Source organism: Rhodococcus sp. DMF-1 (assembly GCF_021441945.1).
GTDB classification, from domain to species: Bacteria; Actinomycetota; Actinomycetes; order Mycobacteriales; family Mycobacteriaceae; genus Rhodococcus; species Rhodococcus ruber.
Window position 1 is genome coordinate 4,355,105 of the sequence record NZ_CP090442.1, and the last position, 21,759, is coordinate 4,376,863.

At 70.2% G+C, this 21,759-nt stretch carries 14 protein-coding genes; 5 read left to right on the forward strand and 9 right to left on the reverse strand.

Annotation, left to right across the window (positions count from 1 at the left end):
• Positions 1–7 precede the first annotated feature (7 nt).
• The 4 genes from LZP97_RS20000 (at position 8) to LZP97_RS20015 (ending at position 5,747) form a co-directional block, all read left to right on the forward strand.
• The gene (locus LZP97_RS20000) at positions 8–949 is read left to right on the forward strand and encodes a winged helix-turn-helix transcriptional regulator (protein ID WP_172603522.1); all 942 of its coding nucleotides are present in this window, start codon (positions 8–10) and stop codon (positions 947–949) included.
• Positions 950–989: 40 nt separating this feature from the next.
• A complete protein-coding gene (locus LZP97_RS20005; protein WP_040272997.1) occupies positions 990–2,786 on the forward strand; it encodes an ABC transporter substrate-binding protein/permease in 1,797 nt (598 codons plus the stop codon).
• Between the two features lie 3 nt (positions 2,787–2,789).
• Positions 2,790–3,533 carry an amino acid ABC transporter ATP-binding protein gene (locus tag LZP97_RS20010; RefSeq protein WP_010596296.1) on the forward strand — a complete coding sequence of 248 codons (744 nt, stop codon included), beginning with the start codon at positions 2,790–2,792 and terminating at the stop codon, positions 3,531–3,533.
• 138 nt (positions 3,534–3,671) lie between these two features.
• Positions 3,672–5,747 carry a PhoX family protein gene (locus LZP97_RS20015; RefSeq protein WP_040272999.1) on the forward strand — a complete coding sequence of 692 codons (2,076 nt, stop codon included), beginning with the start codon at positions 3,672–3,674 and terminating at the stop codon, positions 5,745–5,747.
• Positions 5,748–5,800: 53 nt separating this feature from the next.
• On the opposite strand, the gene LZP97_RS20020 is transcribed toward LZP97_RS20015, so the two are convergent.
• The 9 genes from LZP97_RS20020 to LZP97_RS20060 all read right to left on the reverse strand — a co-directional run bounded on the left by LZP97_RS20020 (position 5,801) and on the right by LZP97_RS20060 (position 20,085).
• Positions 5,801–6,520, reverse strand: a complete 720-nt coding sequence (locus LZP97_RS20020; protein ID WP_040273001.1) for a haloacid dehalogenase type II — start codon at positions 6,518–6,520, stop codon at positions 5,801–5,803.
• A 93-nt stretch (positions 6,521–6,613) separates the two neighbouring features.
• Positions 6,614–7,909, reverse strand: a complete 1,296-nt coding sequence (locus LZP97_RS20025; RefSeq protein WP_048771234.1) for a PucR family transcriptional regulator — start codon at positions 7,907–7,909, stop codon at positions 6,614–6,616.
• The gene (locus LZP97_RS20030; RefSeq protein ID WP_234574899.1) at positions 7,902–9,329 is read right to left on the reverse strand and encodes a phytoene desaturase family protein; all 1,428 of its coding nucleotides are present in this window, start codon (positions 9,327–9,329) and stop codon (positions 7,902–7,904) included. The genes LZP97_RS20025 and LZP97_RS20030 overlap by 8 nt, the downstream gene beginning before the upstream one ends.
• Positions 9,326–11,113, reverse strand: coding sequence for a DUF3556 domain-containing protein (locus tag LZP97_RS20035; protein WP_010596301.1), 1,788 nt, complete (start codon positions 11,111–11,113; stop codon positions 9,326–9,328). The genes LZP97_RS20030 and LZP97_RS20035 overlap by 4 nt, the downstream gene beginning before the upstream one ends.
• 82 nt (positions 11,114–11,195) lie before the next feature.
• A complete protein-coding gene (locus tag LZP97_RS20040; RefSeq protein WP_040273005.1) occupies positions 11,196–12,656 on the reverse strand; it encodes a class I adenylate-forming enzyme family protein in 1,461 nt (486 codons plus the stop codon).
• A 160-nt stretch (positions 12,657–12,816) separates the two neighbouring features.
• On the reverse strand, positions 12,817–14,208 hold the full coding sequence (locus LZP97_RS20045; protein WP_234574901.1) for an amino acid permease: 1,392 nt from the start codon (positions 14,206–14,208) through the stop codon (positions 12,817–12,819).
• A gap of 248 nt (positions 14,209–14,456) precedes the next feature.
• A complete protein-coding gene (locus tag LZP97_RS20050) occupies positions 14,457–15,878 on the reverse strand; it encodes a permease (protein WP_040273009.1) in 1,422 nt (473 codons plus the stop codon).
• 185 nt (positions 15,879–16,063) lie between these two features.
• Positions 16,064–18,025, reverse strand: a complete 1,962-nt coding sequence (locus tag LZP97_RS20055; RefSeq protein ID WP_040273011.1) for a hydantoinase B/oxoprolinase family protein — start codon at positions 18,023–18,025, stop codon at positions 16,064–16,066.
• The gene (locus LZP97_RS20060) at positions 18,022–20,085 is read right to left on the reverse strand and encodes a hydantoinase/oxoprolinase family protein (protein WP_040273013.1); all 2,064 of its coding nucleotides are present in this window, start codon (positions 20,083–20,085) and stop codon (positions 18,022–18,024) included. The genes LZP97_RS20055 and LZP97_RS20060 overlap by 4 nt, the downstream gene beginning before the upstream one ends.
• A gap of 110 nt (positions 20,086–20,195) precedes the next feature.
• Between LZP97_RS20060 and LZP97_RS20065 the strand changes: the two genes are divergently transcribed.
• On the forward strand, positions 20,196–21,755 hold the full coding sequence (locus LZP97_RS20065) for a PucR family transcriptional regulator (RefSeq protein WP_010596308.1): 1,560 nt from the start codon (positions 20,196–20,198) through the stop codon (positions 21,753–21,755).
• Positions 21,756–21,759: the final 4 nt, after the last annotated feature.

Here is a 21,759-nt window from a genome sequence, read left to right on the forward strand (position 1 = left end):
TGTGTCGATGGCAGGTTCCGGCACGGTCACCGAACTCGAGCCGGGCGGTGACAACGCGATCGCGGTCACCCTCGGCATCCTCGGCGACGAATGGAACCTGTGGATCCTGCGGTACGCGTTGCAGGGCGACCGCCGCTACCGGGACTGGATCGAGCGGGGGGAGATCTCCAACGCGGTGCTGACCGCGCGGCTGACCCGCCTCACCGACGCGGAACTCTTCGAGCGGGTGCAATACCAGGCGCGGCCGGCCCGGCACGAGTACCGATTGACGGCACGCGGCCACGGCGTGTGGCCGGTCCTGCTCACCATGTGGGCGTGGGAGCAGCAGTGGGCGCCCGACCACAGGGGCCGGCTCCCGGCCCGCCGGCACACGGGCTGCGCCGCCCGGTTCACCCCGGTCCTCGTGTGCGGCCACTGCGACCGTCCCGTCGGCGCACCCGACGTCGAGGCGCAGCTCGGCCCCAGCGGGCAGTGGTCGCGGAGCGTGCCCGCGGCGACCGGGCGCCGCCGGTCCGGCCGCGCTCGCTCGCCCGAGATCCTGCCGCACACGATGGAACTGCTCGGCGACCGGTGGTCGGCGGCACTGCTCGGGGCGGCGTTCCTCGGCGCCACCCGCTACGGGCAGTTCGCCGAGCGCATGGGTGCGCCGCCGGCGGTGGTGGCCGGCCGGCTCCGGCGCTTCACCGAACTCGGCGTGCTCGAGGAACTGCCCAATCCCGCCCGCCCGGCATGGGTGACCTATCACCTGACCGACAAGGGGCGCGCGTTCTTCCCCGTCGTCGCCTGCATGATCGACTGGGGGCTGCGCTGGTTCCGCGCACCGGAGGGACCCGCGATCGTCCTGTGTCACCGCGAGTGCGACCACACCTTCACCCCTGTCCTGACGTGCAGTCACTGCGGGGAGCGGCTGCGGGCCTCCACGGTCTCGATCGAGCCGTCCGGCGGTTGACCCGCCCGTCCGGCGGCTCGATTCGGATTAGGCTCCCACCATGCCCGAATCCGTGATCGCGAAACGGAGCACCGTCGCGGCGCTGCTCCTGGCGGTGCTCCTGGCGCTGACTGCGACGGCCTGCTCGTCGGGGGGTGATCGACCGTCTGCTCCCCAGGACCTGTGTTCCCCGCCCGGAGTCGGCTCGGCGTCCGCGGCACCGGCGAACCTGGACACGTCGGCCGCCGCCGCGGAGGACCGGTACACGACGCCGGACGTGGTGTCCCTGGACTCGGTCGACGTCGCGGGGCTGAACCTCGTCACCCCCGGCGTGCTCACCGTCGGCACGCTCTCCGACGCGCCACCGAGCATCTGCGTGAACTCGAGCGGTGAGTTCACGGGCTACGACAACGAACTGCTGAAGGCTGTCGCGGAGAAGCTCGGGCTGCGTGTGCAGTTCGTGGGCACCGAGTTCGCAGGCCTGCTCGCCCAGGTGGCCGGCCGGCGCTTCGACGTCGGCTCGTCGTCGATCACCACCACCGACGAACGGCGCCAGTTGGTCGGCTTCACCAACGGCTACGACTTCGGGTACTTCTCGCTGGTCGTGCAGAACGGCAGCCCGATCCGCGGGTTCGGCGACCTGAACGCCGCCACGCGCATCGGGGTCGTGCAGGGCACCGTGCAGGACGACTACGTCGTCAACACCCTCGGCCTCGATCCGGTGAAGTTCCCGGACTACAACACCGCCTACGCGAACCTGAAGACCGGCCAGATCGACGCGTGGGTGGCGCCGTCGCAGCAGGCCGAGGGCGCCATCGCCCCCGGCGATCCCACGTCGATCGTGCAGAACACCTTCAGCCTCAACAACTTCGTCGGCTGGGCCGTCGCGAGGGAGAACCAGCCGCTGATCGACGCCCTGAACTCCGGGCTCGACGCGGTGATCGCCGACGGCACCTGGGCCGAGCTGTACACCCGATGGGTGCCCCGGGAACTGCCCGAGGGCTGGAAGCCCGGCAGCAGGGCCGCGCCGGAACCGGACCTACCGGACTTCGCGGCGCTGGCCGCCGAGAACGCCGGCGAGGAACCGGGAGCGACGGCACCGAAGTCCACGCTCGAGCAGCTGCGCGAGACGTTCTTCTCCTGGGAGCTGTACCGGCACGCCTTCCCCGATCTGTTGAAGACCGGGTTGCCCAACACCCTGATCCTCGCCGTCACGTCGGGCGTCGCCGGGACGATCCTCGGGATGTTGCTCGCCATGGCCGGGATCTCCCGCACCCGCTGGCTGCGCTGGCCCGCCCGCGTCTACACCGACATCTTCCGGGGGCTGCCCGCCGTCGTGATCATCCTCCTCGTCGGCCTCGGTGCCGGACCGGTGGTGCAGGGCCTGACGGGCAACAACCCGTACTGGCTCGGCGCCGCCGCCCTGGCGCTGCTCGCGGCCGCCTACATCGGGGAGATCTTCCGGTCGGGCATCCAGTCGGTCGAACCGGGGCAGATGGAGGCTGCCCGCGCCCTGGGCTTCAGTTACCGCCGGGCGCTGACGCTGGTGGTGATCCCCCAGGGGGTGCGACGCGTGCTGCCCGCGCTGATGAACCAGTTCATTTCGCTCATCAAGGACTCGTCGCTCATCTACTTCCTCGGCCTGCTGGCCACCCAGCGGGAACTGTTCGCCGTCGGCCGCGACCTGAACGCCCAGACCGGCAATCTCTCCCCGCTCGTCGCGGCGGGCCTGTTCTACCTGATCCTCACGGTGCCGTTGACGCACCTCGTGAACCACATCGACCACCGCCTGCGCACCGGCCGGCCCGAGGCCACCCTCGACCCGCTCGAACAGGAACTCGTCGTGGAGAGGGGCTGACCGATGCCGACCACAGTCCCCGAGAGTGTGTCCCTCACCGGGACCGGGCTGCACCTGGCCTTCGGAACCAACCGGGTGCTGCGCGGGGTCGACATCCACGTCGACGCCGGGAAGACCGTCACCGTGGTCGGCCCGTCCGGTTCGGGCAAGTCGACCCTGCTGCGCGTGCTCAACCGGCTGCACGAACCCGACGCCGGCGACATCCTCCTCGACGACCGCTCGGTGCTGAAGGACAACCCCGACGAGCTGCGGCAGCGGATCGGGATGGTGTTCCAGCACTTCAACCTCTTCCCGCACAAGACGGTGGCCGAGAACATCGCGCTCGGCCCCCACAAGCTCAAGGGGCTGTCGAAGGAACGGGCCCGCGCGCTCGCCCTCGAACAGCTCGACCTGGTCGGGCTGAAACACAAGGCCGACTCCCGTCCCGGCAACCTGTCCGGCGGGCAGCAGCAGCGCGTCGCGATCGCCCGCGCCCTCGCGATGGCCCCGCAGGTGATGTTCTTCGACGAGGCCACCTCGGCGCTCGATCCGGAACTCGTCAAGGGGGTGCTCGCCCTCATGGCCGACCTCGCCTCGGGCGGCATGACGATGGTGGTCGTCACCCACGAGATGGGTTTCGCCCGCTCGGTGTCGGACACCGTGGTGTTCATGGACCACGGCGCGGTAGTCGAGACCGGCCCACCCGAGGAACTGTTCGACGCCCCGAAAACCGAGCGCCTGCAACAGTTCCTGTCGCAGGTCCTGTAGGCCGCTCCGCGGCCGGTGTGTCCTTTGGGCGGCTGGGGCAGCCCAAAGGGCACACCGGACGTTCACCTCGTCTTTCCCTTCGCCTGGTTTCGGTCTCCTACGGTGCCCGCGTTGAACCGATTCGACGAGGGAGTACCTGTGAGTCCGAAGCCCCTGCCGCTGATCGTCACGCACCACGGCAAATCGTCACGCGCCGCCGTCACCTGCCGCTACAAGTGCGGCAACGCGTGTTCCCACGCCGTGCCCAACACCTCCGGGGGCGAGTACTTCGGTGACGTCGTGCGCACCGCCATGAGCCGGCGCGGCGTGCTGCGCGGCGGCGCGATGGCGGTGCTCGCGGTCGGTGCGGGCGGTGTGCTCGCCGCGTGTGCCGACGACGCGGGCAGCACCGGCGGCGCCACGACGTCGGGCCCGGCGGACCTCGGCCCCGCGCCCACCGGCACCGACTTCACCGCCGTCGTCCCGAACACCGACGACGTCGTGACCGTTCCCGAGGGCTACGACCAGTCCGTCGTCATCCGGTGGGGTGACCCGGTGCTGCCGGATGCGCCCGCCTTCGACATCGGCAACCAGACCGCGGCCGCGCAGGAGAAGCAGTTCGGCTACAACAACGACTTCGCGGGGCTGCTGCCCGTCGACGGCGTGCCGAACACCTACCTGCTGGTGGTCAACCACGAGTACACGTCCGAGCCCTTCATGTTCGCCGGCTACGATCCCGACAACCCCACCGAGGAGCAGGTGCGCATCGGATGGGCCAATCACGGGCTGTCCGTCGTGCAGGTCAAGGGTGAGGCCGGATCCGGTCGTCTCACACCCGAATTCGGCCCGCACAACCGGCGTATCACCGGTCTGACCGAGTTCGTTCTCACCGGTCCCGCCGCGGGCAGCGACCTGGTCAAGACCGCCGCCGACCCGACCGGCACCCGCGTGCTCGGCACCCTGAACAACTGCGCCGGCGGTCTCACCCCGTGGGGCACGGTGCTCTCCGGCGAGGAGAACTTCAACCAGTACTTCGCCAACGCCGAGAACGTCACCGACCCCGTCGCCGCCGAGCGACTGGCACGCTACGGCCTCGAGGGCGGCGCGTCGGAACGCCTGTGGGAGCGCTTCGACCCGCGTTTCGACATCGTCGCCACCCCCAACGAGGTCAACCGGTTCGGGTGGGTCGTCGAGGTGAACCCGTGGGACGCGACGTCCGTGCCGGTCAAGCACACCGCCCTCGGACGGTTCAAGCACGAGGCCGCGACGATCCACGTCACGGGCGACGGCACCGTCGTCTCCTACAGCGGCGACGACGAACGCTTCGACTACATGTACAAGTTCGTCTCCTCCCGCAAGATGCAGCCCGGCACGTCGCAGGCGGCGATGCGGCACAACATGACGCTGCTCGACGCCGGCACCCTGTACGTGGCCAAGCTGACCGGTGAATCACCGGACGAGATCGACGGCAGCGGCGCGCTTCCCGCTTCCGGCACGTTCACCGGCACGGGAGAGTGGATTCCCCTGCTGCGCACCGCCGAGGACGGCCGCGGCGAGTCCCTGGTCGACGGCATGACCGCCGAGGAGGTCGCGGTGTTCACCCGTCTGGCCGGGGACAAGGTCGGGGCCACCAAGATGGACCGGCCGGAGGACTTCGAGCCGAACCCCGTCACCGGCAAGGTCTACGTCGCGTTGACCAACAACACCAAGCGCGGCGAGGACGGCAAGGCCGCCGCCGACGTCGCGAACCCCCGCAACAACAACAAGAACGGGCAGGTGCTCGAGATCGACGACGACCACGCCGGCACGTCGTTCACGTGGAGCCTGCTGCTGGTCTGCGGCGATCCGGAGGCCGCCGACACGTACTTCGGTGGTTTCGACAAGGCGCAGGTCAGCCCGATCTCGTGCCCGGACAATCTCGCCTTCGATCCGCACGGCAACCTGTGGATCTCCACCGACGGCAACGCCCTGAAGTCCAACGACGGACTGTTCAGCGTCGCGCTCGACGGCCCGCGCCGCGGGGAGACCAAACAGTTCCTCACCGTGCCCGTCGGAGCGGAGACGTGCGGACCGATCGTGCAGGAGAACCGCGTCGTCGTGTGTGTGCAGCACCCGGGCGAGACCGACGACGCCACGTGGGACGCCCCGTCGTCGCACTGGCCCGACGGCGGCACCTCGCAGCCGCGCCCGGCCGTCGTCGCGGCCTGGAAGTCCGACGGCCTGATCGGCGCCTGACCCCCGTGCGCGCTTCTGGTAGCAGCCGCTACCAGAAGCGCGCACGGGTGCCGTCAGGCGCCCAGGCGGCGGGCGAGGTCGATCAGGTCGTCGGCGATCACGTCCCAGTCCTGTTCCGCATGCAGATCCGTGGTCTGGGCCGGGCCGTGCTCGGTGGGTCGCGCGAAGAACGCGGTCCTCAGGCCGCAGGACCGCGCGGCCGCCAGGTCCTCGTTGTGGGCGGCGCACATGCACACCTCGCCCGGCTCCAGGCCCAGGACCTCGGCCGTGCGCAGATACGCCTCGGGCATGGGCTTGTAGGCTCGCGCGACCTCGGCACCGAGGACGGCGTCCCACGGCAGGCCTGCCCGTTTGGCGATGTCCACCATCATGCCGATGTTGCCGTTCGACAACGGGGCGACGACGAAACGCTGCTTCAGCCGGGTCAGTCCCTCGACGGCGTCGGGCCAGGGATCGAGCCGGTGCCAGGCGAGATTGAGCCGATCGAGATCGGTCCCCGGCACGGCGGCCGGATCGATGCCGACCGTACGCAGCGCCGCGTCCAGGTTCTCTCGGTGCAGCACGTCCAGCCGCACGAACGGCCGGGTGCCCGCTCGCACCGCCTGCATCGCCGGCTGGTAGCGAGCCCGCCAGGCGTCGGCGAAGACGACCGGGTCGATCGACTCGTCGTAGCGGGCCAGCAGGGGCGCCGCCTCCCGCGCGATGCTGGTGCGCCAGTCCACCACCGTGCCGAACACGTCGAAGACCAGTGCCTTCACCCCGGAGATGCTCATACGCCGCATCCTCCCAGCACCGCCGGGCCGGTGCACGTCAACCAGCACCGCCGGGCCGGTGCACGTCATCCAGCACCGCCGGGCCGGTGCGCGTCAGCGCAGCACCGCCGCCCCGAGGAACTCGCACGCCTGCAGCGCCAGCGCGATGTCCAGCTTGTCGTGCACCGCGGGTGCCCCGGTCGGGTCGCCGAGCGCCTTGTTGATCCGGTACTTGACGGTGTTGCGGTGCAGGTTCAGCCGTTCGGCGGTGTGCAGGTGGCTCTCACCGGTGGCGAAGTAGGTGCCGAGGGTGACCCGCAGCATCGCGGCCTGTTCGGTGTCGTCGGCGAGCGGACCGAGGATCTCGCCCACCCATGCCCGCGCGGCGTCGAGGTTGCGGGCGAGCAGCGACACCACCGCGACGCCCCGATCCCCGAAGCCGACGACCCGCCGGGTGCACGTGGTCTGCGCCACCGCAATCGAATACGCGGCCTCGGCCTGCTCGTGCGAGCGCCGGAAGCCGGCCAGGCCGGAACCGGGCAGGCCCACCGCGAGACGGCCGGCCGGATGGGAGCGCACGACGGCGTCGAGCGCCGCCGTGTCGATCACCGGCCGGCGCCGATCGAACGGAAGCCACGCCCACACCGTGCGCCGGTCGATGGCGGTGAGGATCGGCGGGGCGTCCGACCCGAGATGCACCGCCACCGCACGCACCAGCCGGTCCAGCGGATTGATGGCACCGTCCGCGGATTCGACTGTGGTCCAGGCGATCACCCCGACGTGACAGCGGTCGAGCCGGTACCGGGTCTCCGCCTCGAACGCCGCGGCGTCGGTCTCGGATCCGTCGACGAGGCCGTGGATCAGGGCGGAGTGCACGTTGCCGCGCACGGCCGACCACCGGCGACGTTCCTTCTCGTACGCGTCGAACACGTACAGGGTGATCCAGTCGATGTACCGGTAGACCACCGCGGAGATGTACTCGACGACGTCGAGGGTCACCTGCGGCGGCAGGTTCATCGACCGCACCTCGTCGAAGCACAGCCGCATGAGGTCGTTCTGCCCCATGTGGTACGCCCGGACGAGGGAGTGCGACGGCACGTCGCGCTGCGCGAGACGGAGCGCGTATTCCACTGCCGCCGTCGTGGGTTGGAGGTGGTCGGCAGGGATCTCGTTGGTGAGCACGTGGATGATCGTCGCGATGTTGCCGTGCACGCTCGCCTCGAGGAGTTCGACGAGTTGCGGATCCTCGTCGAGGTGGGCGATCTCGCGCGCCATCATCGCGGTCATGGAACGGCTGATCTCCCGTTGGCGGGCGTCGAAGCGGCGCGCGACCTCGGCGACGACGCGCCGGACGTCGTCGACGGCCGACGGTGCACCCGTCGACCGCCCCGAGACCACCGGCTCAGCCACGGCCCGTGCTCCGCAGGTGCCGCAGCGCCGACTCGGCGGCGTTGTAACCGCACATTCCGTGCGCGCCCGCCCCGGGCGGGGTGGAAGCCGAGCACAGGTAGACACCCGGAACCCCGGTGCTGTAGGGGTCCAGTGCAATTCGTGGCCGGAAGACCACCTGCAGGTCGGCGTTGGCACCGCCGACGATGTCCCCGCCGATCTGGTTGGGGTTCTGCCGCGCGAGGTCGGCCGGTGCCGTCGTCGAGGTCGCGACGACGCGGTCCCGGAACCCCGGGGCGAACCGCTCGATCTGCGCGACGATCGCGTCCGTCGCGTCACCGGCGTAGCCGGCCGGGACGTGGGCGTAGGCGTACACCGGGTTCAGGCCGCCCGCCGAGCGGGTCGGGTCGGCGACGTACTGCTGGCCGAGCAGCACGAACGGCTTCGCCGGCATGCGGCCCGTCGCGACGTCGCGTTCGGCCCGGGCGATCTCGGCGAACTCGCCGCCGAGGTGGACGGTCCCGGCCCGCCCGCAGTCCGGATCGGTCCAGGGGATCGGGCCGTCGATCGCGAAGTCGACCTTGAAGGCGCCGGGAGCGTGACGGAACCTGCGGTAGGACTTGGCGATCCGCGACGGCACCCCGTCACCGAGGATGTCGAGAGCGGCGCCGGGGGCGACGTCGAGGAGCACGACGTCCGCCGGCGGCAGGTCCGCCGCGCGACGGACCCGGACGCCGGTGTGCACCTTGCCACCGTGCTCGGCGAGCTGGGCGGTCAGTGCGCGCGCGATCGCCGCGGAGCCGCCCTCGGCCACCGGCCACCCGTAGCGGTGGCCCGCGGCGGTGATCATCAGCCCCACGGCGGACGTCGCCGGGCGGTCCAGCCGGTGGTAGGCGTGGGCGGCGACGCCGCCGAACAGGGCCCGTCCCTTCGGCGTGCGGAACCAGCGGGCCGCGGCCGTCGCGGGCAGCAGGGCCCGCGGCCCGAACCCCGCCAGCCGCAGCGGGTGGCGGGGGACGTTCAGCACCGGCCGCATCAGGTCCGCGGCGAGCGCGTCGAACCCGGATGCGAGGTCGGCGAACATCCGCCGCCACCGCGGCCCGTCCGCGCCGAGACCGGCCGCGGTGACGTCGAGGGAGCGGTGCAGCAGGGCGGCCTCACCCCCGTCGAGGGGGTGGGCGCAGTCGATCTCCGGCCACCGCCACCGCAGGCCGTACTGTTCGAGGCCGAGGGTCTGCAGGTAGGGGGAGCCGGCACCCATCGGATGGAAGGCCGAGCAGTGGTCGTGGACCAGGCCGGGGACGGTGAGCTCGCCGGAGCGGGTTCCGCCGCCGATCTCCTCGGCTGCCTCGAGGACCTGGACGTCCACGCCGCGACGGGCGAGGTGGACGGCGGCGGCGAGCCCGTTGGGCCCGCTGCCGACCACGACCGCCGTACTCACGCCTGCACCTCCAGCTGTTCGGCGTCTGTGCGGTCCATTGTCCACTGCACGTCGAACGGGATGGGTCCGTTGGGCAACCAGGGCTGCTCGGCGACGGCGTCGGCCACCCTGTAGGTGCCGCGTTCGATCACGCCGAGGGCCGCGTCGATCACCTTGTACTCCTGGGTGCCCCGGTGGATGGGCTGCGATTCGATCCACGCGACGACGAACTCGCCGGGGGCGAAGTTGCAGCGGCGCTGGATGGCGGCGATGAGGTGCTCGTTGTGCAGGTGACCGTCCCCGAAGTTGAAGGCGACGATCGAGTTGCAGGAGAACTCGGCCTCGCGCAGGTCGTAGGTGTCGATGTCGTCCCCGAGGTGCCGCATCATGAGGGAGAACAGTGCCCGGCCCTGGCTGTGCAGGGACCGCCAGCCGAGCAGCTGGTGCATCACCACGTCCGCGACGTCCTCGGGGTAGGTGGCGAGCAGCTGGGTGCGGGTGTTCTGCGCACCGCGGACGATGTGCCGATTCAGCTTCTCCTCCGCGCCCGGCGCGAACGCCCAGGTGGCGGACGCCCAGTTGCCGGCGTACTGCCGCATCGACGGCAGGAACGACACCAGGTCGGGACGCAGATTGCCCAGCACCGGGAAGAAACACAAACCGGCGGTGATCCCCCCGGCCAGCCACAGCGACGACATGTCGGTCACGGCGTAACCGTCCCACGCGGGGAAGCCCCAGAACAGGAAGACCGTGGCGTAGGCGAACAGCAGATTCCATTCCAGCGGCACCGCGAGCGGGAAGGTCGACGCGATGAAGAAGTGGAACGCCACCATCAGCAGCACGGCGAGCAGCGTGAGGGTGCGGTTCGTGGAGAACAGCAGCACGAGCGGCGTGGCGATCTCGACGAGGGTGCCCAGGACGTGCCCGACACCGCCGGCCAGCACGGACGGGCGCAGATCGTTCGGGAAGCTGCGGTAGTGCGCGCGCTTGATCGTCCTGGACAGCATCCACGGCGTGTTGCTGATCATCGGCGGGATCACCATCGAGAAGTGGTGACCGAACTTCGAGACGCCGGCGCCGACCCAGACGGTGACGATGAGCAGCTTGAGGGCGACGATCATGTCGACGAACGGCAGGAAGGTGAAGAACACCAGCGCGGGCAGGTACTGCTCGCTGCGCGCCGCAATGAAGATCACCTTGTCGCGCAGGCCGATCAGGACGAGCAGCACGACGATCGGTGCCACCACCGCGGGCCGGACCAGTCCGGCGTTGTCGGCGATCACCGCGTCGACCGAGGCGGTGTGGACACCCGGAAGGACGATGGCGGCAAGAAGATTGACGAGCAGGACGGCGTAGAGCGCGACGTCGCCGGCGGTGCGGCGGTCACCGGCCGTGCCCGGCACCTTGCCCGGCCACGGTGGGAGCCGGATCGTGTCCGGCTTCAGCCAGGAATGGAATCCGCCGGTCATCGGCTTGAAGTGCCCGGCGAGCGGGCCCCACGAGCCGCCGACGCCGAGCGCCTCCACCAGCACCGTCCACAGGATCAGCTTCTGGTAGACGATCGGCTGGTTCCACCACGACGCCACGTCGAGCCAGGGCAGGCCCGAGGTCAGCGTCGCGAGGGCGGTGCCGGCGCCGACGTAGAGGACCAGCAGCTTGAGGATGTAGACGGTGTGCACCATCTTCGGGGTGCCGAATCCGTGGTCGACCCAGTGGGTCGACATGGCCCGCAGCCGATCCCGGAACGGGAGCTGACGGAAGGTGGCGGGATCCACTTCCGGGAAGTGGCCGGTCTTGAAACCCATGGGAATTCGCCTTTCGGGTAGGGGCGGCCGCCCCACCGGCCCGGGGCCGGCGAGTCGGAGCGTGTGGTGTCTCGGGGAGCGGTCAGGCGTGCACGGGAGCCCCGTGGCTGCGCCGCAGACCGGGCTTGTCGATCTTGCCGACGGGGTTGCGCGGCAGGTAGTCGACGACGTGTACCTCGGCGGGCACCTTGACCCTCGTCAGCCGCTCGGCGACGTGGGTGAGCAGTTCGGCCCCGGTGACGGTCCGGCCGGGGCAGGTCACGACGTACGCGACGGGGACCTCGCCGTACACCTCGTGCGGCGCGCCGATCACGGCGGACTCGAGGACCGCGGGGTGGGTGGCGAGTGCGTTCTCGATCTCCTTGGGGTACAGGTTCTCCCCGCCGCGGATGATCATGTCCTTGATGCGGTCGACGAGGGTGAGGTAGCCGTCCTCGTCGAGCCGGCCGACGTCGCCGGTGTGCAACCAGCCGTCGACGACGGTGCGGGCGGTCTCCTCGGGCCGGCCGAGATAGCCGCGCATCACGTTGGGGCCCTTGATGAGCACCTCGCCGGTGGCACCGGGCGGCAGGTGCCGGCCGTCGGGTCCCGCGACGGCGATCTGCTGACCGGGCAGCGCGGGGCCGACCGTGCCGAGCTTGCGGGGGCCGTCGACCGGGTTGCACGCCGACGCGCAGGTGCCCTCGGTGAGCCCGTAGCCCTCGACGACGACGAGCCCGAAGCGCTGCTCGACGCGGTCGAGGAGTTCCTTCGAGATCGGGGCCGCGCCGCAGATCGCGAAGCGCAGCGACGAGGTGTCCACCGGGGTGTCCTGCGGCTGGGAGACCAGCAGGGCGTAGATGGTGGGCACGGCCGAGAAGTACGTCGGTCGCAGCCGGGCCACGTCGCCGAAGAAGCGGTCCGGGGAGAACCGGCCGGTGATGCTGAGCTGAGCACCGGCCAGCAGGGGCGCGAGGAAGCTGACCGCGATCGCGTTGACGTGGAACAGCGGCAGGATCAGCAGGCAGTGGTCGGTCTCGGTCAGCCGCAGGTGCGTGCGGAAGGAGTCCGCCATGAACTGCAGGTTCGCGTGGGTGAGCTGCACGCCCTTCGGGCGGCCCGTGGAGCCGGAGGTGTAGATCAGCAGGGCGGTGTCGTCGGGTTCCGGGTCGGCGCCGGCCGCCCATCCGGCGGGAGCGGCGACGGCCATGTCGTCCACGTGGATCACCGGTCGGCCGCCCGACGGGGCGCCGGGACCGGCGTTCACGACGAGTGCGGCTCCGGCGTCGTCGATCTGGTACCCGGCCTCGCTCGCGGTGAACGCCGGATTGACGGGGGTGGCCGTCGCGCGCAGCCGCCACGCCGCCATGAGGGCGACGAGCAGTTCGGCCCGGTTGGGCAGCATCACCGCGACGACGTCACCCGCTGCGATGCCGTGCTGCTGGAGCTGCGCCGCGAAACCGTCGACTCTGCGGGCGAATTCGGCGTAAGTGAGCTGCCGGTTGTCGTCCCGCACGCAGGGCCGGTCCGATTCGCGGTGCCACACCAGGTATTCGATCGTCACTACCGTCGGTCCTCTCGTTTTCGGCTGACCACGACGGTAGTGACGGGGATCACGTCCCGGCTACGGCCTCGCGGGCTCGAGTTCCGGCCGGGTGTTGTCCTCCGAGCACAAACACCGCGCCGCCGGCTGCGGAAGGCAGCCGGCGGCGCGGAGCGGATCGTCAGGGTGCCGGATCGCCCGAGGCGGCGGGCTGCGGCGCCGCCGCGACGTGCATCGCCCGGGCCAGTGCCGCCTCCTCGGGCGCAGCGGTCCGTGCGGCACCACGCCGGCGCAGGTACCGGGTCTTGAGGTGGTACGCGGCGACGATGACGGCGAGCGCGATCAGCGACTGCACCAGTTCGGCGCGGGCGCCGGTGAACCACATGCCGACGAGGATCGCGACGATGACGGCCGTGACGACGACGGGCAGGACGGGGTAGAGCCACACCCGGAACTGCAGGATCTCGGGCGACGTGCGTTCCCAGCGGCGGCGCAGCACCAGTTCGGACAGGCAGATCATGATGTACACGAACAGGCAGATCGCACCGGACGACGTGACCAGGTACAGGAAGATCGTGTCGGGCCAGACGTAGGCGGCGACGATGCACACGTATCCGACGAACGTGCACGACAGCACGCCCTTCAGCGGGACACCGCGGGAGTTGACGGCCGTCATCCAGGCGGGGGCGTCGCGGTGGGCACCGAGCACGAACAGCATGCGCGACGCGGTGTAGAGCCCCGAGTTCAGGCACGAGAGCACGGCGACCAGCACCACGAAGTTGAGGATCTCGGCCGCGCCGGGGATACCCAGGACCTCGAGGGCGGACACGAACGGGGATTCGCCGACGACGTAGCTGTCCCACGGCAGCATGGTGACGAGCAGGAACGTCGCGCCGACGAAGAACGCGAGGATCCGGAACACGACGGTGCTGGTGGCGCGGCGGATCGCCGCGGCCGGCTCCTTCGACTCCGCCGCGGCGATCGTGACCAGCTCGGCTCCCGTCATCGAGAAGATGACGGCGACCACTCCGACCAGGACGGGGGTGAAGCCGTTCGGCAGGAAACCGCCGTGGGCGGTCAGGTTGCCGAACGACAGGTCGGCCCCCGGCCAGGCGCCCAGCACGTAGAGGCCGGCCAGGACGAGGAACGCGATGATCACCGCGACCTTGATTCCGGCGAACCAGTACTCGGCCTCACCGAAGTTGCCGACCGACAACAGGTTCACCACGGTCATGATCAACAGCAGGCCGGCCGCCATGAGCCACAACGGAACACCGGGGAGCCAGCGGCCGAGCAGGGTGGCCCCGACCACGGCCTCGATTCCGACGACGACCACCCAGAAGTACCAGAACAGCCAGCCGGTGGCGAAGCCCGCCCAGTTGCCCATGGCGTCGCGGGCGTACTCGGTGAACGAGCCGGTGCAGGGCTTGGCGACGGCCATCTCCCCGAGCATGCGCATGACCAGGAAGACGATGAGTCCGCAGATCAGGCAGGTGAGGATCGCGCCGGGGCCGGCCTGGCCGATGATCGCGCTGATGCCCACGAAGAATCCCGCGCCGATCACCCCGCCCATGGACAGCATGGTGAGATGACGCCTCTTCAGCGCGTGACCCAGGGTGTCGGACCTTTCGGCCGGTGAATCGGTGTGCACGGCACTCCCTTCGAGACCTGGTGTGCGGCGCCGTGGGGTGCCGGTTCCGGCGTCCCGGCGGCGCTGTCGCTCGGATGGGAGAACCCTACGACCGCGATGTGACCCACGACATGTCCGTGATGTACACAATCGTGAGTCACACCCGCCGTCGGGGCGATTGTCCGTCGGATTCAGACCGGTTGCGCCTCGTCCGGCGCCGCCTCGGGTGCCTGCGACGTTTCGGGCTTCTGCGACGTTTCGGGTCCCTGCGGCGTTTCGGGTCCCTGCGGCGTTTCGGGTCCCTGCGCCGCCTCGGGTTCCGAGGGCGCACGATCCGTCGGGGTGAGCAGCACGTAGCTGCCCGCGGCCAGCAGCACCGTCACCACCGGGGCGAGCTGCGCCCACGTCGCGCTGACCTCCTGCACGGTGAGCACGATGCCCGCGACGGAGGAGAGCAGCCACGCCAGCGCGCCGCCGGACGCGGTGCGGGGCATGATGCGCCCCCGATCGCGCAGCACGTAGACCACCGCGATCGCCACCCACGCGGTGATGAGCACGCCCTGCCAGGCGAGGGCCTGCAGCAGGTATCCCAGCACGTCGGTGAGCATGAGCAGGTAGGCGAGCACGGCGGTGACCACCACCCACACCGCCCGGGGCACGTCGAGGCGCAGGGCCCGGTGGACGAACACCTGCAGGTTGGTGGAGGCGAGGTAGAAGTTGGCCGAGTTGATGCGGGTCTGGGACACGATGATCAGCAGCACCCCGGCGAAGCCGAGGGAGCCGACGACCGCCTCGACCACGCCGGTCTCGGTGCCGGCGATGTCCCAGGCGCCGAGGAGGTAGAGCCCGACGAGTCCGTTGACGCCGAAGGTCAGCGCGTAGAACACCCAGCCGAAGGTGACGGTGCCGTGGAAGCCGGCGTCGGCGCGGCGACCGAGCCGCGCGTAGTCGAAGGTGTACATCATCAGCACCCAGACGCCCATGTAGACGAGGTAGGCGGTGAGCCAGCCCGGAAGCGGACCCGAGGCCACCGTGGCGGTGAGCCACCCGGTGGGGTAACCCTGCTGCACGGTCGCAGCCACCACGACGGCGACCATGCCGACGAGGTAGAACGGCAGCAGGATCCCGTTGAGCTTGTCGAGCCATGCGGCCACGCCCCCGATCACCACCGGGATCATGTACACCGTGCACAGCAGGTACCACAGCCGGATGTCGCCGCCGAAGTACTCCTGCAGCGCCACCGCGACGATGGAGCCTTCGAAGACCCCGTAGTAGAGCGCGGTGGCCGCGAACAGCGCCGGGGCGAGCAGCGAGCCGACGGCGCCGAACATGCGCCGGGACAGCAGCTCGACGGACAGGCCGGTGTGGATCGCATAGCGGGAGAGCAGCAGATTGACGACGCCGAAGGTGGCGATGGAGGCGGCCATCCCGGCGAGGGTGGCCGGTACCCCGACCGCGCCGGCCGAGGCGACCGCGATGTAGAGCCAGAACATGGCGCTGAACATGGCCCACCAGGCCATCGTCAGCGACCAGCGGGACAGCCGGCCGGATTCGGGCACGCGATCGCGGTCCACGGGGGATTCGGGGGCGGAGTCGGTGAGGTGATCGGACATGGGGGTCGCCTCTCGAGGGGAGGGAATCCGAACCGGCGCAGGGGCGCTCGACCGCCCGCGGCACGGGAGGTTCGGCAAGGGGAGTCTTCGGGGAGGGGAGAGTCTTCGGGGAGGGGAGAGTCTTCGGGGAGGGGAGAGCGGGAAACCTCAGGCGGGGCAGCGGGATCGCTGCCCCGCCTCACGCGTCAGGACCAGTGCGCGACGGAGCGGGTCCGCAGCAGGTCGCGGAACTGGGCGGTGGTGGTGGGCAGCAGCGCGCCGGTGCCCCAGTCGACGATCACGCCGTAACGGCGCACGAGGTCGAGCATGGACAGCTCCCCGCTGCGGTAGCGGGCGGCGACGGCTTCGGGGTCCTCGCCGAGCCAGCCCTCGCGCGATGCACGGATCTCCGTGCGGAGCCGATCGGTGGCGTCGTCGTCGAGCTCGTAGCGGTCGATCTCGGGGTCCACCGGCACGACGACGACGCCGTAGTCCAGGGCAGCGCGCTCGACGGAGACGTAGCCGTCGATCACGTCCTCGAGCACGGCCTCCGGGTCCCGCTGCAGCGGATCCCCGTACCCCCCACCGCCCGCCGACGGCCGCTCGAACGAATCCCCGGACTGGACCGGCACATTCGAGAACACGGACCCCAGGAAGCGCTCCTCGGGAGTGCCGCGGTTGAGCCAGACGCCGTGCGGGATGGACGGCAGACCACCCTCGATGCCCCACGTGACCGAGCGGGAACGGTCACAGCAGTACGACATCACGCTGTTGTCGCTGTCGGTGAGGACGCCGCCCTTGGACAGGCCGCACCCACCGCGGTATTCGCCGGGCCCACCGGAATCGGTGATGATGGCGTGCTCGGTGGTGAGCACGGGGGTGAGGCGTTCCTGTCCCTCGCACGGCTGCACGGCCAGGCCGATGCCGAACACCGGTGCCGTGGCGCTCGATCCGTCCTTCGAGCTGCGGCCTCCCCAGCCGCCGGCCATCCAGTCGTACCACATGAAGAACGGCCGCTCCTCGGTGCGGGCGTCGCGCCCGCCGACGAGCAGGTACTCGAGGTTGAACGAGCAGGCGATGGCCCGGGAGGGCACGACCTTCGACCACAGTTCGAAGATCGCGTTCATGATCTTCTCGTAGGGACCGGAGCAGAACCCGGTCACCGCGTGCGGCCAGCCCGCGTTGACGACGGTGCCCTCCGGCCCGAGGTCGGTGTGAATCGCGTTGTACAGACCCGAGTTCAGCGGCACGTCGGGGAAGAACGACTTGGTACCCGCCACGATCCCGGAGAACGCGGTGCCGTAGCCGCTGTTGAGGAAGCTGGCGACGGCGGGCGCACTGCCGGTCAGGTCGTAGCTGAGCTGGTCGCCCTCGATCGTCATGGTGACGCGGATCGGGACGAGCCCTTCGGGACGCGCCGGATCGGAGTCGAGGTAGTCCTCGGTGGTCCAGGTGCCGTCCGGCAGGTCGGCGACCCGGCTGCGGACGATGCGCTCGACGTAGTCCTGGACCTCGCGCATCGCGTCGGTGACGGTGCCGCGACCGTACTTGTCCACCAGCCGGTGAATCTCGCGTTCACACACGCCCGTCGCCTCGGCCTGGGCGTGCAGGTCGCCCATGCTGATCTCCGGCGACCGGGTGTTCGCGACGAGCAGTTTCGCGACGTCCGCGAGGAAGCGGCCCTCGTGCCACACCCGCACCGGGGTGATCCGCAGGCCCTCACCGAAGTGCTCGGTGGCGGTCACATCGAACGATCCGGGGACGCTGCCGCCGATGTCGGCCCAGTGTCCCTTGTTCTGCGCGAAGGCGATGAGGACCCCGTCCGCGAAGATGGGCCGGACGAAGCTGACGTCGTTGAGGTGGGTGCCGCCCCGGTAGGGGTCGTTGACCATGAAGATGTCGCCGGGGTTGATGTCGGAGCCGAATTCCTCCAGCACGGCCTTGCACTGGAAGTGGAGGGTGCCGACGTGGACGGCGATGTCCTGGCTGCCCTGCATCACGGTGTTGCCCTCGGCGTCGCACAGCGCGGAGGAGAAGTCCCGCGAGTAGATGACGAACGAGTAGCAGGTGCGCAGGATCTGCTCGGACATCAGGTCGACCGAGGTGGCGAACGCGTTCTTGAGGACCTCGAACGTGACCGGATCGAGGGTGGGGGACGTGGTGGTCATCGGGACTCCTGGATGTCGATGCGGATGTTCGCCCACTCGTCGATGGTGGCGGTGGTCCCCGGGGGGACGACGGTGGTGGAGTCGAGCTGGGTGATCACGGCCGGACCGGGAATGCGCGTACCGAACTCCAGTGTGTCGCGGTCGAAGACGGGGGTGTCGAGCCGCCCGCGTGCCTCGTCGAAGTAGACGCTGCGCCGTTCCACGGGCACCGGCTCCGCGGTGGTGGGTTCGGTGGTGCGGGGGAAGTTCGGCTTCGGCGTGGTGCCCACCGCGCGCAGGCCGATCTGGTAGATCTCCACGGGCGTGTCGTCGCGCCGGAACGAGTAGTCCCGCTCGTGCTCCTCGTGGAATCGTTCGACGGCCTCCGCGAGGAAGCCGGGGCCGCTGCCGGCGGTGACGGTGAGCGAGCGCCACTGCCCCGCGTAGCGCATGCTGATGTGACGGTCGAGGACCATCCGTTCGGGTGCGACCCCCTCGTGGCGCAGACGCTGCGTGCCCTCCTGCTCGAGGCGCAGGAACTCGCGTTCGAGTGCGGTCGTGTCGATCTCGTCGACGCGGCCCTGGAACATCGCCGACAGGTCGTGGCGGATGTCGACGAGCAGGCAGCCCTGCGCCGAGGTGATGCCCGGATGGGGCGGCACCACGACGGTGGGAATGGACAGTTCCTTCGCGAGGGCCGCGCCGTGCAGGGCGCCCGCGCCGCCGCAGACGACGAGGACGAAGTCACGTGGATCGTAGCCCCGGCGAATCGACAACAGCCGCACCGCATCCGCCATGTTCGCGTTGGCCACCTGGATGATGTTGCTCGCCGCCGTGTCGGCGTCGAGACCCAGCGGTCCGGCCACGCTCTGCTTGATCGCGTTCTCCGCGGCCGCCACGTCCAGGGTGAGTCCGCCGCCGATGAGGGCGGTGCCCAGGCGGCCGAGCAGCACGTTCGCGTCGGTGTTGGTCGGCTCGGTGCCGCCGCGCAGGTAGCAGGCCGGGCCGGGGGAGGCGCCGGCGGACTGCGGCCCGTTGCGCAGCGAGCCAGCCTCGTCGAGCCAGGCCAGGGAGCCGCCGCCCGCCCCGATGGTGAGCACCTCGATGCTGGGGAAGGAGATGGGGAAGCCGTACTCGACCTGCCACTGCTTGGTGGTGCGGACCTCACCGTCGTAGACGAGCGAGATGTCGGTGCTGGTGCCGCCCATGTCCAGGCCGATCGCGTTGGGGTATCCGCAGCGGGTCGCGATGTCCGCGACGGCGATCGCGCCGGCGGCGATGCCCGAGGCGGCCAGCCGGACGGGGTACTTCTCCACCATCGCGGGGGTCATGGAACCGCCGCCGGAATGGAGCAGGAGCAGGTCGCCGTCGTACCCGTCGGTGCGCAACTGCGCTTCGAGCCGGTTGACGTATCCGCTGACCAGCGGGGCGAGCACGGCGTTGGCGACGGTGGTGGAGGCGCGGTCGTACTCGAAGATCTCGGGGAGGATCTCGCTCGACGTCGAGACGGTGACGTCGGGCAGCTCGGCCTCGAGCAGGGCCCGTACACGCTGCTCGTGAGCGCTGTTGACGTAGCTGTTGATCAGGCACACCGCGACGGTCTTGATGTCCTTGCGGCGCAGGATCCGGGCGATCTCGCGGACCTCGGTTTCGTCGAGCGGGGTGACGACCTCGCCGGCGTAGTCGATGCGTTCGGTGACCTCGTACCGGTCACGGCGGCGGATGTAGGGGGTGCCGACGTCGACGTACGTGTCCCACAGCTCGTCCTTGGTGCCGTCGCGGATCTCGAGCACGTCGCGGAACCCGCGGGTGGTGACCAGGGCGGCGGGCGGGAAGTTGCGGGTGATGAGCGCGTTGGTCGCGACGGTGGTGCCGTGGGAGAACAGGGTCACCTCGGTCAGGTCGATGCCCGCGGTGCGCACACCGTCGACCACGGCGCGCATGGGGTCGTCGGGGGTCGAGGGGACCTTCGCGATGCGGGTGGTCGATGCGCTCTCGTCGAAGATGCACACGTCCGTGAAAGTGCCGCCGACGTCCACGGCGACGCGCAGGTGGGGGTTGCGAGATGTGATCATCGTCATACTCCTGAATCGGGTGGACTCAGTATTCGGCCTGGTCGACGCCTCATCAATTGGAGAAAGTGAATCGAGTTCGGCGAATCGTTGGAGATTCTCACATCGGAGGGGGAAAGATGTCGGGCATGCTTCCGGACCGTTTCCGGCTCGTCGACCTGCTGCTCGAACCCGATCTCGGGCTCCGGCTGGTGACCGACGCCGACCCGAACGTGGGAATCACCGGAGCGCACCCGATCGAGATCGAGAACCCGACCCGGTGGCTGCGGCCGGGGTCGATGATGCTCACCACCGGCTCGCGCTTTCCCAGCCTCGAGCACCCGCAGCAGGCCTGCCGCGAGCTGATCCGCGAACTCGTCGGTTCGGGCATCACCGCACTCGGGTACGGCGTGGGAGTGATCACCGGCGACATTCCCCGGTCCCTGCTCGACGAGGCCGAACGCCACCGGTTCGCCGTGGTGGCGATCCCGCCGGAGCTGCCGTTCATGGAGGTGGTCGGACGCGTCAATGCGGCAGTGCAGGCGCAGGACTCGATGCTGCTGCGACGTACGCTGCAGATGCAGAACCACCTGCTCGAGGCGATGACCGCCGAGTCCCCCGAGGCCGACCTCGTGGCCCGTCTCACCGGACTGCTCCGCAGCAGCGTGGTTCTCTACAACGAGGTCGGCGACGTCGTGGCCTCGGCCGGCGGCGCGCCCGTGCACCTGATCCGCAATCAGTTGCGCGGCCGGGACGGGCGGCTGCTGTTCCGGGTGGGCCGCTGGTCGGTGAGCGCGCACTCGATCTCGCCGGGCGACCAGCACTACTGGCTGGCCCTCGCGTCCAAGAGCAACGAACTCGCCGACCCGCTCACCGCACCCGCGGTCGAGGTGTCGCTGCGGCTGCTCAACACGATCGAACGCACCCGCCAGCGCGCCACCGTCGAGAACCGTGCGCGGCACGCCGCACTGGTGCGGGCACTGGCGTCGGGCGATCCATCCGACACCGACACCGTCCTGGATCAGCTCGAGATGCTCCGATTCGGCCCCGAACCCGACATGCGGATGCTGGTCCTGTCCGCCGCCCCCGACTACGACAACCGCCGATGGGTGTTCCGGGCGAACTCCCTGCTCGACGCCGTCGAGTCGGACGTGTCCGGTCTGGCCCGCGACATCGGGCTGACCCTGCTGCTCGCCCGCGGCGACGGCGGCCTGATCGGAGTGGTCCCGGCCCGGGCCGAGGCCTTCGAGTCGTGGTCCCACAACCTCCCGCAGGGATTGACGTGCGGCTCGAGCGAGCCGTTCACCGATCCCGCGCGCGGGCCCGGCAAACTGCGGGAGGCGCGCTGGGCACGACGGTCCGCCGAGCGGCTCGGCAGGACCGCCCAGCGCTTCGAGGACGTGAGCCTCGCCGACTGGCTGCTGGCGGGCCGCGACCCGGAGCAGGCCCTCGGGCGCGCCACCGCGGTGCTGGGTCCCCTGCTCGACGGCCACGACGACCTGGTCGATTTCCTCGTGCTGCACCTGGCCCGGGACCTGGACGTGGGACGCACGGCACGGGAGCTGAATCTGCACCCGAACACCGTGCGGCACCGGGTGAAACGCGTCGAGGACCTGCTGGGCCGGTCCCTGCGCTCCCCGCGGGACGTCACCGACCTCCACCTGGCCCTCGAAGTCCTCGCCGAACGCCCCACCTCATAGTCGC